This is a genomic window from Chryseobacterium sp. MYb328, assembly GCF_037572595.1.
GTDB classification, from domain to species: Bacteria; Bacteroidota; Bacteroidia; order Flavobacteriales; family Weeksellaceae; genus Chryseobacterium; species Chryseobacterium pennae.
In genome coordinates, this window is the sequence record NZ_JBBGZQ010000002.1 from 113,438 (window position 1) to 128,858 (window position 15,421).

Genomic DNA, 15,421 nt, shown 5'->3' on the forward strand with positions numbered 1-15,421 from the left:
GTGGGAGTTGTTGGGTTTGAGGGTTTGAGAGTTTTGGAGTGTGTGGGTTTCGGGATGTAGGTGTAAGAAGTTAAATGCTTACATTTCTCAGTCTATTATCTATCCATCTATTATCTTCAAGCCTTACTTCATTATTAAGATCAAATTTCACAAAAATCATTGCCCATAATAAGCTGTAATTAATCTTTCTCTCATTTTATTCAGGTATTTGATGTCTTTGGTATTGGATAATATGATAATACTAAGGTTTTTATCAACCAGATGTACCCAATTGGCACTGTGTCCATAACCTTCTCCCTGACGTTCTGCAAATAACGTATTAACCGTTCCGAATTTTTTAGGATAAACCCAAAAACCAAGTGCAGTATCTTCAAGTTTTTTATCCGGTGTAAGCATAGTCTCCAATGTAGCCTTATTAAACAGCTTATGATTAAATACGGCCTGATCAAAAATAAGAAGGTCTTTAGGAGTAGAATACATAGCTCCGGCAGAGTAGAAATTATCAATATAAGTATTGGTAGGCGTGTGAAGAGCAAATGGATCAGAAGGATCAGCTGAATATCCTTCATCTATGTTTTGAATGATATCATTGTGATGAAGAAATCCGGTGTTCTCCATTTTGAGAGGAACTAAGATCTGTTCTTTTAATACCTCTTCAAAAGGTTGATGATATATTTTCTCAATGATCTTTCCCAATAGTATAAAATCACCATTGTTATAACTGAACTTTGTTCCGGGTACATCTATCAGTTTTTCAGAAAGAAAAGTGGTAATGAAATCATCCAGGTTCCAGATGGTGTTGTCATAAGCCTCATGAATGAGTTCCGGGGAACTGATGTCCTTGTTTTCCCGGCCACTGCTGTAAGTAAGAAGATTTCTTATAGTTGCTTTTTTTGCAGCTTCGCCTTTATATTCAGGATAATAAGTGGAAATAGGTGCGTCCAGATTAATTTTCCCTTTTTCATAAAGCTGCATAATCAATACTGCAGTAAATGTTTTGGTGAGAGAGAAAATATGAAACCGGGTTTCATCTGAAAATGGAATATTATAATGCCTGTTGGATAAACCTGTATAAGTAAGTAATTCGGTCTTGCCATTTTGAGCAACTAAGACGGCACCGTTGAAATTATCTTTTTTTATGCATGAATGAATCACTTGTTCCACCTTCTGTACTTGCGGATAAACAAAATGAATCATGATCATAAACAATCCTGAAAGTTTTATTTTCATAGTAACAATTTTATTATGGATATTGAGGTAAGGATAATTTTAATCAAAGTTACTGGCCAATCCAGGCTTTCCTTAAAGCTATTTGTTTTGAATCAGGATTGGGCAAAAGACTTATTTTTCCAGTATTTTCATCATAAGTAAAACCAACTTTTGCCAGATATTCTTTCAACGGAACGGGTTGTGTACCTTCAATATAATCACTGAAAAATGTACGTATTTCCGGGAAAGTCAATTTTGTAATTTCATCAAATAAATCAAGGTCATTAAAATACTTACCGGATCCATATTTTTTCATCAGTTCCAGCATCAGGTTCTGGGTACCGGTTTTTCCTCCGGAAAGTTCTCTTAATCTAATATCCAGGCACATTCCCAATAATGGTCCTTTTTGGTAAAAGTTCATATACTGATCCTGTCTCTCCATCGCATTTTTACTGATCTCTGTAAAAGATAGTTTATTGTCAAATTCCTGCATCCCCTGTATTTTTTCTTCCAGGCTTTTTTCGAAATCTTCCAGGCTTATCATTTTTTGTTTTATGGGCATATGAATGGTGGCGTACTCCGTCATTCCTTCATAGAGCCACAGATGCTGAGACATTGAAGGGTTCAGAAAATCATAATGCTGAATTTCCTCCGAGTGAATATTAAGAGGGGTAACAATATGGAAAAACTCGTGAGAAGCCACTCTGTTTAAGGCATTGGGGAGATAATCCATACTTCCGGAATAGTACAGGCAGACTGTTGATTGTGAGTGCTCCAGCCCGTCTCCCATAAATCCCTTTTCATTTGAATCCTCGTAATAAATCAAAAAAGCATATTTGTTTACCGGTAAAGTTCCACCCAGATAAGCTTGCTGGTTCTTTAAAATACTTTCAATTTCAAGTGCTATTTTTTTGGAATAATGTCGTTCTTTTTTATTGTAGAATGATACGAGAACCTCAGTATGTCCGATTTTTAACGAGGTTGTATCTGGAATACAGTATAAAACCGGAGAATCTACCAATTGACGGTAATCTTTTGCCCAGACAACATCTGTGTTTTGGTCCTTCTGTTTGTAATCTAAGGCAGAAGAAGCATAAAAATCTTTATTTTTTGTAACTTTAATCTGATAAGGAATATCCTGCATTTCTTGAAAATACCCCACTAACGAATTATAGTTGATGACAAAAACACTGTCTTTATTAAACATACTTCCGGCAGATTTGGCCTCATGACTGTCTTTTTCTAAAGAATCCCAGCCATCAGCTACCTGATATGATATTGAGCTAACATGCTTAAGGTCATGTACCATCCAGCTGTTTTGATCCAGACGTTCGATGGTAACTTTTTTTCCGTTTTTATCAGTGGCAACAAGATTTGAAACATACTGCCCGAAATTCATAGGTTGATAAAACCCGGGAACTAGCTTGGGAATAATGAATTTTCCTTGTTTAAGATTGTTTTTGGGTGGCGTAAAAGAAACTTTAACTTCGTCACCGGACAGGTGAAGAAGGTCTATGTTATATTGATAAGTTTTCTTTGAGACTTGGGCAATAATTGTATTTGGAAATATAAACAGTACAAAAACTAATTTGATCAGGTTATTCATCTGCTTTTGTTTTAGTTAGTACTAAATTACAAAAATTGCCCAAGCTTAAGTTTTTTTATTTTTCCATAAAATATACTTCTTCATAAGGCTGAATCAAAACCCATCCGTGTCCCGAGAATTTCATCTGGAATTCTTCACCACTTCCTCTTCCGATAAGACTTTTAAATGAAACGTTGGTCTTCAGTTCCGGGCTCAGGTTTCCGGACCAGGCAACGGTAGCATTCGGATCTGTGAAAACCGGAGTGTCAGGAGTTACAAGCAGGGTTAAAGGATCACCATGAGTGGTAATTGCAATATGGCCTGTTCCTGAAAGTTTTACCTGGAAAAGACCTCCGGACATCATTCCAGCAATACTTTTCAGCATGGTAATATCACTTTTTACACTTTGTTCATGAGCCAGAACATCATTACCGTTCACACAAACCGATTCATTATTCAGGTAAAGAATACGAACTTTCTTACCAGAATCTGCAACGTATAATTTTCCGGTTCCTTCAGCTTTCATGAGTTTGCTTCCTTCTCCACTGATGGCTTTTTTCAGAAGATTTCCGATACCGCCAGCCAGCATTCCCTGTCTTTCAAAATTAATATTTCCTACGTAGCTCACCATGCTTCCTTTTTTAGTCCATACCGCCTGACTGTTAAGATTGATTTCTAAAAGGTGCTTGGTTTCCAGTTCAAAATAGTCCCTTTTCTGTGGATTCTCTTTTGTTTCATTGATAAATGCTTCAATTGAATATTTGCTCATATTGGATAGTTTTTAGATTTGTTCTAATGTTATTTGTTGATTTTATTTAATTTATATTCTCGCTTATTGCTTTTAGGATTAAGATCTACAAACTCATAGTCTTCAAAATAAGCAAGTTTGGATTGAAATACTTCGGTTGCTTTTTCTACATACCAGGTTTTAGGATAATGAAAGCCTTCAAATTCTGCATTTTTAATAGATGCTGTAAACTCATGGGAAAACTCATCATCACCGGAATAAGTTAAAGCAATTTTACCGGTCCATTCAATATCATATAAATGGTTCTCCTTTTTTGAAAACTTTATTCTATGATTGGCACAGCTGTCGTGGCCAAGCAGATAAATACCAAAAGCAAGATCATCTTCATCAAAATCATTTTCAGAGGGAAGATCATTGGTATACAGATCATTTTGAATCACCTTGTCCAGATCTATTTTTTCACCTGGATTATCAATCCTGATTCCGCCTCCTTCACCCCAATAGATTGATGACAGTGTACAGGTTTGGTAATTGTCCCATACTATTTTGGAATCCCAACTGGAGATATCTTCATTTTCACTCTCATCGAAGTCATCATTATTCTCTTCTTCCTCTTCTTCTGCATAATAATTTTCAGATTTTAAATGAAAATCAAACCAAACAGATTCATCTTCATCAATTCTCCCTCTCCAGATAAATGCTGTAAGTTGGTGCCCATTAGGATAAGGACTGTTCAGAAAGTGAATTTTGTTAACGGATTCCATTAATCTATTTTATTTTTGACTAAAATAAACTTTTTTTACTAGAAAAACTCCCATCTAATCACGGTTTTACATTTGATTGAAAATAATACTTGACAAAGGGGTATTCAATGTCGTATATTTGCACTCCGAAAATTACACCTTGTAATTTCAATAATTTTTAAACCGTAATTTAAAAAATGAAAACATCAGATTTTAATTTTGATCTTCCTGCGGAATTATTGGCAGAACACCCATCAGAGCACAGAGACGAAGCTAGATTAATGGTTCTTGATAGAAAAACACAAACTATTGAGCACAAATTATTCAAAGATGTAGTGGATTATTTTGATGAGAAAGATTTATTTATCTTTAACAATACTAAGGTTTTCCCTGCTCGTCTTTATGGAAATAAAGAAAAAACAGGTGCTAAAATTGAAGTTTTCCTTTTAAGAGAGCTTGATAAGGAAACAAGAGTTTGGGATGTTTTGGTAGATCCGGCAAGAAAAATCAGAATTGGTAACAAATTATTCTTCACAGAAGATGAGTCTTTGGTAGCTGAGGTTATTGATAACACTACATCAAGAGGAAGAACATTAAGATTCTTATTCGATGGTTCTTACGATGAATTCAGAACGAAATTGAAGGAATTAGGAGAAACTCCACTTCCAAAATATATCAAAAGAGCAGTAGAACCGGAAGATGCAGAAAGATATCAGACGATTTATGCTAAAATAGAAGGAGCAGTAGCTGCCCCTACAGCAGGTCTTCACTTCTCTAAGCATTTAATGAAAAGATTAGAGATTAAAGGAATCGATTTTGCTGAAGTTACACTTCACGTAGGATTGGGAACTTTTAACCCAATTGAGGTAGAAGATCTTTCTAAGCACAAAATGGAATCAGAAGAGATCATTATTGATGAAAAAAATGCTGATATCATCAACAAGGCAGTAGAATCTCACAGAAGAGTTTGTGCAGTAGGAACTACTACCATGAGAGCATTGGAAACTTCTGTTTCTTCAAACAAAAAAATCTCCGCTTTCAACGGCTGGACGAATAAATTCATTTATCCACCTCACGATTTCGGAGTGGCTAATTCAATGATCACGAACTTCCACACACCGAAGTCTACATTGATTATGATGATTGCTGCATTTGCTGGAAGAGATTTCATCATGCAGGCTTATGAAGAAGCTGTAAAAGAAAAGTACAAGTTCTATTCTTACGGTGACGCAATGTTAATTCTATAAAAAGATATTAGGTAATAGGTTGCAGGTAGGAGTTACCTGCGACCTGAAGCCTAAAATCTACAACCTTACAATGAAAGATATCCGTATATTATCACTAGACCAGCTTAAAGAATACTTTGTATCTTTAGGGGAGAAGCCGTTTCGTGCGAAACAGGTCTATGACTGGCTATGGAGTAAAAACCTCCATTCGATTGATGAAATGACGAATCTTTCGAAATCTCTTCGTGAAAAAATTTCAGAAGAATATACCATTAATCCTGTTTCCGTAGATCTTCTTCAGAAAAGTACCGACGGAACTATCAAAAACGGAGTGAAACTTCATGATGGATTATTGGTAGAATCTGTTCTTATTCCAACAGAAACAAGAACAACAGCCTGTGTCTCTTCACAGGTAGGCTGCTCATTAAACTGCGAATTCTGTGCTACTGCAAAACTGAAAAGGATGAGAAACCTTGAAGTGGCGGAAATTGTAGACCAGGTTGCCCTTATTGACAGCCAAAGCAGAATGTATTTTGACAGACCGCTTTCCAATATCGTATTCATGGGAATGGGAGAACCAATGATGAACTACAAAAACGTAGTGGAAGCCATCAGAAAGATTACCCAGCCGGAAGGATTAGGAATGTCTCCAAGAAGAATCACTGTTTCTACGTCAGGAATTCCAAAGATGATCAAAATGCTTGCTGATGATGAATTGCGTGTGAAATTAGCACTTTCTCTTCACTCAGCGATTGAAGCAAAGCGTAATGAAATTATGCCTTTCTCTGATAAATTCCCGTTAACGGATATTATGGAGGCACTTCAGTACTGGTATCAGAAAACGGGTTCAGTAATCACTTTCGAATACTGTGTATGGAAAGGAATTAATGACGGTGACGAGGATATCAAAGCTTTAATCAAATACTGTAAGCAGGTTCCTTCAAAAGTAAACCTTATTCAATACAACCCAATCGGGGACGGAAAATATGACCAATGTAACAAGCAGGCTGAAGAAAATTATATCCGTCAGGTTGAAAATGCTGGCATAACTGTAATGGTAAGAAGAAGCCGTGGAGGGGATATTGATGCTGCCTGTGGGCAATTAGCCAATAAAAATGCTGATTAAAATTTTCCTGAAAAAATCTTAAAACTTTCTTAAATCATCGTCTAAAATCCTACCTTTGCATAAAATTATTTTGTGATGATGGAGTATTTTATGAGCGAGAATGGGCTAGAAAATGTATATGCGTGGTCAATTCCTTTGCACGCCACTGTTATTTTAGCTGAGATGATTTACAGCCACGTTTCAGAGGCGAAGTTATACAGTGGAAAAGACCTTGCTACAAATGTTTATCTTGCTTTGATGAACTTTGGTCTTGACCTGATTATGAAGGCGTTTGCGATGGGGGTAATGTTTTTCTTTTACAACCACAAACTTCTTTCATGGGATCTTAGCATCTGGTATTTACTGGCCTGCTTTATAATCACAGATTTTGCTTACTATGTCCTGCATTATGTGGATCACCGTTCCAGAGCATTCTGGGCAGTTCACATTACACACCATAGTTCAGAATTTTTCAACCTTACAACCGGTTTCAGAAGCCCGGTTTTACAACCGCTTTACAGATATTTATATTTTTCACCACTCGCATTCTTAGGGTTCAATCCGTGGCATATTATGGTAGCTTATGCTATTGGTCAGGTATATGGAACATGGGTGCACACACAGACGGTAAAAAGTATGGGATTCTTAGAATATATTCTGGTAACCCCTTCTCACCACCGTGTACACCATGCCTGTAATATCAAGTATCTGGATAAAAACATGGGAATGTGTCTCATTATCTGGGATAAAATATTTGGAACCTTCCAGAAAGAGGACCCGAATATTCCTGTAAAATATGGAATCTATCCAAAAATGCCTGATAACAGGCCTGATACAGTACTCTTCTATGAATGGAGAAAAATTTGGAAAGACCTTAAGCAGCCAGGATTAAAATTTACCGACAGGATCAATTATATTTTCAACTCACCGGGATGGAGACATGACGGAACCGGAAAAACAGTAAGACAATATCAGAAAGAATACTTTGCCAAGCAGACACAAAAAGAGCAGGCAAAGAATCAGGAGCAGCAGAAATCTGCTTAATTATCAATAGAAATCTATAGAAAGACGGGCTTTTGGGTTCGTTTTTCTTTTTTCGTTAAGTAGCAGAGTAGAGGTTCAGATAAATAATCACTTAATTAATAACAAATAACCTCTATCATTCCCATTCTCTGGAGAGACGGTGGAAATTCAAAGAAATGGTGTATAAAGCTAATTTATAAAACCGCTTTGACTTCTATTTTCACGTCTCATCTCTTTTTTATTTATTCTTTCATACTCAAACTCTCCATTCAGCAGTCCGTCATTTAAACTAAAAATCCTATTTTTGTCCTTATGAAAAGAACACTTCTGCTATTGGCTTTTCTTGCCTTTCAAACAGCATTTTCTCAACAGACAGATTTCCTGAAAATTAAAAAGTATAGAATCAATTATTTGGATAATAAGATCCAGGAGACTTCCGGACTGAATTTTTTTAATGGAAAGCTGTACACTTTTAATGACAGCGGAAATGCTCCGGAATTGTTTGAAATCAATAAAACCTCAGGAGAAGTGGTGAAAACCTTAAAGGTAAATGCCAGAAATACGGATTGGGAAGCGCTTACAAATGATGGTGATCATTTTTATATTGGTGATTTCGGGAACAATGACGGGAGCAGAAGGCATCTTACCATTTATAAAGTTCCTTTTCAGGGAGATAGTCTGCAAAATAATCAGGTAAAGGAAATTAAATTCCATTATCCTGAGCAGACTGATTATATATCGAGCTATTTTAAGACAGATTTTGATGCAGAAGCGATGGTGTATGCTCATGGAAAGCTTCATGTCTTTACCAAAGAATGGGTGTCAAAATCAACAGTCCATTATGTTATTGATCCTGAAAAAAATGAAAAACAGGATGCTGTAAAGGCAGAAAGCTATAAAACCAATTTTATGGTAACCGATGCTGCCTACTTTGATAAAAAGCTTTATTTGGTAGGGTACAGTAAGAAAACAGAAGTGTTTTTGGATGTTTTTACAGAAACTGAACCGGGAATATTTTTTAAAGAAAGCCCGAAACACTATTATTTAGGAAGTGCTTTATCTGTAGGGCAGATTGAAGGGATCGCAGTAGACGAAACAGGGATTTCTATTTCAGGAGAAAAATTTAAATCTCCATTGGGAAAGACCAAGCCTTCTCTTTATTTTATCCCAAAAGACCAACTCAGAGATTAATTTTCGCTTAAAATTGAGCGAAAAAAATTATCTTTGTGAGAATTAATGATTATTCACCCAGCATTCGCAGATTTTGGCAAATACAGTAGAAGAAATTAAACGACCGATCAATGATGAAATGAAGCTTTTTGAACAGAAGTTTTATGAATCAATGCAGAGTAAAGTGGCTTTATTGGATAAAGTAACCCGTTTTATTGTTACTACCAAAGGAAAGCAGATGCGTCCTATGTTTGTCTTTCTTTGTGCCAAGCTGGTAGGAAATGTTACCGAAAAAACTTATCGTGGAGCCTCCATGATTGAGCTGATTCATACGGCTACTTTGGTACATGATGATGTGGTGGATGAAAGTTTTAAACGTCGTAATTTCTTTTCTATTAATGCGTTATGGAAGAATAAAATTGCTGTTTTGGTAGGGGATTATCTGCTGTCAAAATCAGTATTATTATCTACAGACCATAAAGATTATGATCTATTGGGAGTGATTTCTAGAACAATCCGAGAAATGTCTGAGGGGGAGCTTCTTCAATTGGAGAAAGCCAGAAAACTGGATATTACAGAAGATGTTTATTACGAAATTATCCGTCAGAAAACAGCCACTTTAATAGCTGCCTGCTGTGAGATTGGAGTATTGTCTAACAGTACGGATGAAGTGCTGGCCAAGAAAATGCAGGACTTCGGTACTTTTACAGGAATGGCTTTCCAGATCAAAGATGACCTTTTTGATTATTTAAGCTCCAATGTAATCGGTAAGCCGGTAGGAATTGATATTAAAGAACAGAAAATGACCCTGCCTTTAATTCATACCCTGAAAATAGCAAATGAAAAGGACAGAAAATACTATTTCGATACCATCAAGCGCTATAATAACAATCCCAAGAGAGTAAAAGAACTTATTGAGTTCGTTAAAAATTCCGGTGGATTGGAATACTCGATCACTGTGATGAAAGACTTCCTGCAAAAAGCCAAAGATATTCTTAATGAATTTCCAGACTCAGAAGCAAGAACGTCTTTACACATTATGCTGGATTATGTAATTGAGCGAAAATTTTAAATTAAATAATTTTCAGGGTTACAATAATAACAGCTAGAACTATACAAAATAAAGCGATTAAAAATAAATAATCCGCAATACTCTCAAACGTGTATTCCCTCTTTTTATTTCCCGTTCTGATGGCCAGAAAGGAAAAGAAGCAGCTACAGGCGAAAAGAATACAGGCAAAGCCTGCAAATTCGTCTAAATATGTATTGTGACTGATCTTAGCGATTTTCAGAGAGGTAATAATAATCAATGAAAACCCTAGAAGATTGCTCGATGCATTCAGAATATGGGGTGATTTTTTTTCCATCTTTACAATTTTTTTCAAAATAAAGCACAATTTTTTTTATTATCAAATTTTTAAAAAAGATTATTAAAAATTAAAATTAATTTAAAAAGTGTATATTAGCGAAATACTTGAAGAACAAAAACTTTTTTACTTAGCTATGCAAACAACCTATATTGAAACACAGCAAATATCCTTTCAAGATTTTAAAAATCAGATACTTGAAGACTACAGGTTAGGGAGGATTTCTCGTGAAATGTCTTATCTCGGAAGGAGAGAAGTACTTACCGGAAAAGCTAAATTCGGAATTTTTGGGGATGGTAAGGAACTTCCTCAGCTTGCAATGGCGAAGGTTTTCAGAAATGGAGACTTCCGTTCAGGGTATTATAGAGATCAGACTTTTGCATTGGCAATAAATGCTTTAACGGCAGAAAGTTTCTTTGCGCAGATGTATGCGGATACAAGCGTAGAAAGAGAGCCGGCTTCAGCAGGAAGACAGATGAACGGACACTTTGCAACAAGAAGTTTAAATGAAGACGGAAGCTGGAAAGATTTAACAGCACAGAAGAATATTTCTTCGGATATTTCACCTACAGCAGGACAAATGCCAAGACTATTAGGATTGGCTCAAGCTTCTACTATATATAAAAATGTAAAATTTGACGGTTCTGAGAAGTTTTCAAGAGAAGGAAATGAGATTGCTTTCGGAACAATTGGTGATGCTTCTACCGCTGAAGGTCACTTCTGGGAAACACTGAATGCTGCATGTGCACTTCAGGTTCCTATGATCGTATCAATCTGGGATGACGGATATGGAATTTCAGTTCCTACCAAAAACCAGAGAGCAAAAGCTGATATCAGTGAAATGCTAAGCGGTTTCCAAAGAAAAGAAGCAGAAAATCAAGGTTGTGAAATCATTCAGGTGAAAGCTTGGGATTATGCAGCATTATTGGATGCTTATGCTAAAGCAGAGCATTTTGCGAGAACAGAAAGTGTTCCTGTAGTAGTACATGTGGTAGATGTTACCCAGCCTCAAGGGCACTCTACATCAGGATCTCACGAAAGATATAAAAACGAAGAGCGTTTAGCCTGGGAAGCTGAGTTTGACGGATTGGTGAAATTCAAAGAGTGGATTCTGAACTATTCTATCGAAATTGATGGAAAAGAAGAAGTAATTGCAACTGCTGAAGAATTGGAAGCAATTGATGAAGATGCTAAAAAAACAGCTAAAGCAGGGCAAAAAACAGCTTGGGATAGCTACCAGACTGCCATCAAAGAATTAATTCAGTCTGTTGTTCCTTTGGTAGAAAATATTAAAGGTCAGAATATTGAAGTAGAAGCAGCACTTACTCACTTCAATAAATTGGTTTCAAAAGCTAAGAAAGATGTATTCCATTTAGCAAGAAAAACTTTACTGGCTACAAGAGGTACTAATTCTGCAGAAAGAAATCAATTGATGCAGAAGTACAATGAAGTTTCTGAAATTGAAAAAGACAATTATTCATCTCACTTATATTCTCAGTCTGAATGGAAAGCTGAAAACATCCAGGAAATTAAGCCTGTTTACTCAGACAGTTCTGAAGACGTTGATGGAAGAGTAGTGATCAGAAATAATTTTGATAAAATCTTTGAAAAATATCCAGAAACCCTAATCTTTGGTGAAGATACCGGAAACATTGGTGACGTAAATCAGGGATTGGAAGGGATGCAGGAGAAATACGGAGCATTACGTATTGCTGATACAGGAATTCGTGAAGCTACCATTCTTGGACAGGGAATTGGTATGGCAATGAGAGGTTTAAGACCAATTGCTGAAATTCAGTACTTAGACTATGTTCTTTACTGTTTACAGGGAATGAGTGATGATCTGGCAACAGTGCATTACAGAACCAAAGGTGGTCAGAAGGCTCCACTAATCATCAGAACTAGAGGTCACAGATTGGAAGGAATCTGGCATTCAGGTTCTCCGATGGCGGGAATTCTTAACCTTTCAAAAGGTATTTTAGTATTGGTACCAAGAAACCTTACTAAAGCTGCCGGATTCTACAATACAATGCTTCAGGCGGACGAACCTGCGATTATTGTAGAATGCCTGAACGGATACAGATTAAAAGAAAAGCAACCAGATAACTTAGGGGAATTCACTGTTCCTGTAGGTAAAATTGAAGTAACGAAAGAAGGTAAAGACGTTACTCTGGTAACTTACGGTTCTACATGGAGAATTGTAACAGAAGCAGCTAACGAGTTAGAAAAATTAGGAATCTCTGCAGAAGTGATCGATATCCAGTCGTTAATTCCTTTCGATTTATCTCACGAGATTGCTGAAAGTGTTAAGAAAACTAACAGGTTAGTAGTAATCGATGAAGATGTTGAAGGTGGAACTACAGGATTTATCCTACAGCAGATCTTAGAAAAGCAGAAAGCTTTCAGATACCTGGATTCAGATCCGTTGACGATCTCTGCAAATGATCACAGACCAGCATATGCAAGTGATGGTGATTATTTCAGTAAGCCGTCTACAGACGATATGGTAGAAAAGATCTACGCTATGTTTAATGAAACCAATCCTCAGAAATATCCTGCGATATTCTAATTAGGATTAAAGATAAATTAAACCGCTTTCATTATCTGAAAGCGGTTTTTTGTTTTGATGCTGTAAATCTGACCTTGAATTAATAATTGATACCTCTTGTTAATTTGTTTTTCAGTTTAATCCTCTTCAGCCAAAGTAATGCGCAGCTTATTCAAAGTATTCATTAAAGTAATACTCGATGTCAGTTCAATAATTTCTCTTTCTGTAAAATGCTGAAATATTTTTTCCCTGGCTTCTTGCCAGTCATTATTGTTATAAGTTACGGCTTCTGCCCAGCTCAAAACAAGCTTCTGCTTTACATCAAAAACTTTGGTATGTCTCCAGCCTGGTAATCGGTTAATGATATCCTGTTCAAAGCCAAAATTAAGAAGTTCTTTGGCATGATAACTGCAGCAGTAAGCGCAGCCATTGATTTGAGATACACGTAATTCTGCCAGTGCAATCAGTTTTTCATCAATACCAGACTTTCGGATGCTGGAGTGGGCTTTATACAGGTAACCAATGGTTTCTTTTGCTATTTCTTTGTAATTCATAATGAAATATTTTCTGCAAATTTGCATCAGAAATAGTTGAGAAACTATATACTTACTTTTTCGTGCTATACTAACCTTTTTGAAAGCATCTTCACAAAACAACAATGGAAGGAATTATATCATTTTTAAAAACAAGAAAAATAGCCCTGGTTATTTCTATACTATATGTTGGTATAGGAACCATAGGGGTTTGCTCAGCCTATAGAAGTGATCTTTTATATGGTGAATGGACTTTATATGCTTTATTAATAACATTACCTGTATCAATTTTGAGTTTTGCGTACAGATATGCTGACCCGAACATATTTCCTGTTTTATTTATTCAGTTTATTATGTTTTTGATTACATTTTTTATCTTGTCTTTATTTATAAAAAGTAAGCCTAAAAATTAATAGATGACTTTCAGAGTTATTTTAAAACAAAAAGATATTAAACATTGACAGCCTTTTTATTTTTTATATCTTCATTCAAAAAAGCACAGTCTTTGTCTTCATGCTGTCCTTTCACCTGATATTTCGCTTCCCATTCTTCCAGAAGATATAAAATAGGCAACAGTGCTAGCCCCTTTTCAGTAAGAGAATATTCCACTCTTGGAGGGAGTTCTTTAAATTCTTCCCGAATGACCAAACCATCAGTTTCCATTTCACGAAGCTGGTCTGTCAATACTTTTCTCGAGATCACATTAATACGTACGGCAAGCTCTCCAAAACGTAACTTTCGGTCTTTAATTACCAATACAATAATTGGTTTCCATTTGCTTCCCAAAGCAGCCATTGCTTTACCTAAAGGACAGCTGTACTGCATTAATTCATTCTTTTTCATACGTTACTTTAATGTTACTAATGTAAGTTACTGCGAAGTTACCATTATTTTTTTAATGAAAGATACAAAAACGAACTATTATTAGTTACTTTGTGTAACAATTATAAAACAAGATTTTAAATATGAGTACATCATCATTATTTAAACCGTTTCAATACAAAAATTTACAGCTTAAAAATAGAATCGTAATGGCTCCAATGACCAGAGCACAATCTGACAATGGAGTTCCTACGCAAAAAATAGCTGATTATTATGGAAGAAGAGCCGCTTCAGAAGTAGGACTGATTCTTTCAGAAGGAACTGTTATCAACAGACCTGCATCGAAAAACGTGCAGAATATTCCGGATTTTTATGGAAGTGAAGCTTTGAACGGCTGGAAAAACGTAATCGATACCGTACATCAGAATGGCGGTAAAATGGGACCTCAGATCTGGCATGTAGGAGATACCAGAATGTCTGAAGATTATCCGCTATTGCCAATGGAAAAAGTATCTACAATGACCATTGAAAATATTCAGGATACTATTGCACAGTTTGCTGCTTCTGCAAAATCAGCGAAAGATCTTGGCTTCGACTGTCTTGAAATTCATGGAGCACATGGCTATCTTATCGATCAGTTTTTCTGGGAAGTAACCAATACAAGAACAGACGAGTATGGTGGTAAGACCTTAAAGGAAAGAAGCAGATTTGCCGTTGAAGTGGTGAAAGCCATAAGATTGGCAGTGGGAGAGGATTTTACAATAATACTTCGCCTATCTCAATGGAAGCAGCAGGATTATAAAACCAAATTAGCCCTTACTCCCAACGAAATGGAAGACTGGCTATTACCGCTAAAAGAAGCCGGAGTAGATATTTTCCATTGCTCACAACGCCGTTTCTGGGAACCGGAATTTGATGGATCAGATTTGAATTTTGCAGGCTGGGCAAAAAAGATTACAGGGCAACCAACGATTACCGTAGGTTCTGTTGGCCTAAACGGAGATTTCCTGAATGCATTTGCAGGACAGGGAACGGAAAAAACTGATCTTACAGAACTGATAAGAAGGTTAGACAATGAAGAATTTGATCTTGTGGCAGTAGGGCGTGCTATCTTACAGGATTACCAGTGGGTAAAGAAGATCAAAGACGGAAATACAGAAGAAATTCTGGACTTTACAGCAGAAAGTATGAGCGTATTATTTTAATGGGAATGGAGAATAGTTAATATGTTTCGCTGTCAATTTTTTAACAGCATATTTTATTCACTTGCGAAGCAAAATTAATGATTCACTATTCATATTAATCATCATAATTCACTTTATTTTATATTTAATTTCACCTA

At 36.1% G+C, this 15,421-nt stretch carries 15 protein-coding genes; 8 read left to right on the forward strand and 7 right to left on the reverse strand.

What is annotated here, in order from left to right; all coding sequences use genetic code 11:
* Positions 1-156 precede the first annotated feature (156 nt).
* From WH267_RS02525 to WH267_RS02540, 4 genes are read right to left on the reverse strand one after another with little or no spacing between them, the layout of a single operon-like run.
* Positions 157-1,230 carry a serine hydrolase domain-containing protein gene (locus WH267_RS02525; RefSeq protein ID WP_340005374.1) on the reverse strand — a complete coding sequence of 358 codons (1,074 nt, stop codon included), beginning with the start codon at positions 1,228-1,230 and terminating at the stop codon, positions 157-159.
* A 49-nt stretch (positions 1,231-1,279) separates the two neighbouring features.
* Complete coding sequence (locus WH267_RS02530) at positions 1,280-2,815, reverse strand: M61 family metallopeptidase (RefSeq protein WP_340005376.1); 1,536 nt, start codon at positions 2,813-2,815, stop codon at positions 1,280-1,282.
* Between the two features lie 55 nt (positions 2,816-2,870).
* Complete coding sequence (locus tag WH267_RS02535) at positions 2,871-3,563, reverse strand: AIM24 family protein (RefSeq protein WP_340005378.1); 693 nt, start codon at positions 3,561-3,563, stop codon at positions 2,871-2,873.
* A gap of 29 nt (positions 3,564-3,592) precedes the next feature.
* Positions 3,593-4,306: a hypothetical protein gene (locus tag WH267_RS02540; protein WP_340005380.1), complete on the reverse strand. Its 714-nt coding sequence runs from the start codon at positions 4,304-4,306 to the stop codon at positions 3,593-3,595.
* 176 nt (positions 4,307-4,482) lie between these two features.
* Between WH267_RS02540 and queA the strand changes: the two genes are divergently transcribed.
* From queA to WH267_RS02565, 5 genes are all read left to right on the forward strand, one after another.
* Positions 4,483-5,532, forward strand: coding sequence for a tRNA preQ1(34) S-adenosylmethionine ribosyltransferase-isomerase QueA (gene queA / locus WH267_RS02545; protein ID WP_115970608.1), 1,050 nt, complete (start codon positions 4,483-4,485; stop codon positions 5,530-5,532).
* A gap of 70 nt (positions 5,533-5,602) precedes the next feature.
* Entirely contained in the window at positions 5,603-6,637 is a 1,035-nt protein-coding gene (rlmN, locus tag WH267_RS02550) for a 23S rRNA (adenine(2503)-C(2))-methyltransferase RlmN (RefSeq protein ID WP_340005385.1), read from the forward strand.
* 75 nt (positions 6,638-6,712) lie between these two features.
* Positions 6,713-7,660 carry a sterol desaturase family protein gene (locus WH267_RS02555; RefSeq protein ID WP_340005387.1) on the forward strand — a complete coding sequence of 316 codons (948 nt, stop codon included), beginning with the start codon at positions 6,713-6,715 and terminating at the stop codon, positions 7,658-7,660.
* A 291-nt stretch (positions 7,661-7,951) separates the two neighbouring features.
* Entirely contained in the window at positions 7,952-8,830 is an 879-nt protein-coding gene (locus WH267_RS02560) for a hypothetical protein (protein WP_123319085.1), read from the forward strand.
* Between the two features lie 73 nt (positions 8,831-8,903).
* A complete protein-coding gene (locus WH267_RS02565) occupies positions 8,904-9,881 on the forward strand; it encodes a polyprenyl synthetase family protein (protein ID WP_340005392.1) in 978 nt (325 codons plus the stop codon).
* Between the two features lies 1 nt (position 9,882).
* On the opposite strand, the gene WH267_RS02570 is transcribed toward WH267_RS02565, so the two are convergent.
* Positions 9,883-10,176 carry a hypothetical protein gene (locus tag WH267_RS02570; RefSeq protein ID WP_340005394.1) on the reverse strand — a complete coding sequence of 98 codons (294 nt, stop codon included), beginning with the start codon at positions 10,174-10,176 and terminating at the stop codon, positions 9,883-9,885.
* A gap of 136 nt (positions 10,177-10,312) precedes the next feature.
* On the opposite strand from WH267_RS02570, the gene WH267_RS02575 reads away from it, so the two are divergent.
* Positions 10,313-12,745 (forward strand): alpha-ketoacid dehydrogenase subunit alpha/beta, encoded by a 2,433-nt coding sequence (locus WH267_RS02575; RefSeq protein WP_340005396.1) that lies wholly within the window; start codon positions 10,313-10,315, stop codon positions 12,743-12,745.
* Between the two features lie 116 nt (positions 12,746-12,861).
* On the opposite strand, the gene WH267_RS02580 is transcribed toward WH267_RS02575, so the two are convergent.
* The gene (locus WH267_RS02580; protein ID WP_340005398.1) at positions 12,862-13,278 is read right to left on the reverse strand and encodes a carboxymuconolactone decarboxylase family protein; all 417 of its coding nucleotides are present in this window, start codon (positions 13,276-13,278) and stop codon (positions 12,862-12,864) included.
* 104 nt (positions 13,279-13,382) lie between these two features.
* Between WH267_RS02580 and WH267_RS02585 the strand changes: the two genes are divergently transcribed.
* Positions 13,383-13,670, forward strand: coding sequence for a hypothetical protein (locus WH267_RS02585; RefSeq protein WP_115970617.1), 288 nt, complete (start codon positions 13,383-13,385; stop codon positions 13,668-13,670).
* A 37-nt stretch (positions 13,671-13,707) separates the two neighbouring features.
* Here the strand turns inward: WH267_RS02585 and WH267_RS02590 are convergent, their stop codons facing one another.
* The gene (locus WH267_RS02590; protein WP_115970618.1) at positions 13,708-14,100 is read right to left on the reverse strand and encodes a winged helix-turn-helix transcriptional regulator; all 393 of its coding nucleotides are present in this window, start codon (positions 14,098-14,100) and stop codon (positions 13,708-13,710) included.
* 122 nt (positions 14,101-14,222) lie between these two features.
* Here WH267_RS02590 and WH267_RS02595 point away from each other — a divergent pair, with 122 nt between their 5' ends.
* The gene (locus WH267_RS02595) at positions 14,223-15,284 is read left to right on the forward strand and encodes an NADH:flavin oxidoreductase (protein WP_340005404.1); all 1,062 of its coding nucleotides are present in this window, start codon (positions 14,223-14,225) and stop codon (positions 15,282-15,284) included.
* Positions 15,285-15,421: the final 137 nt, after the last annotated feature.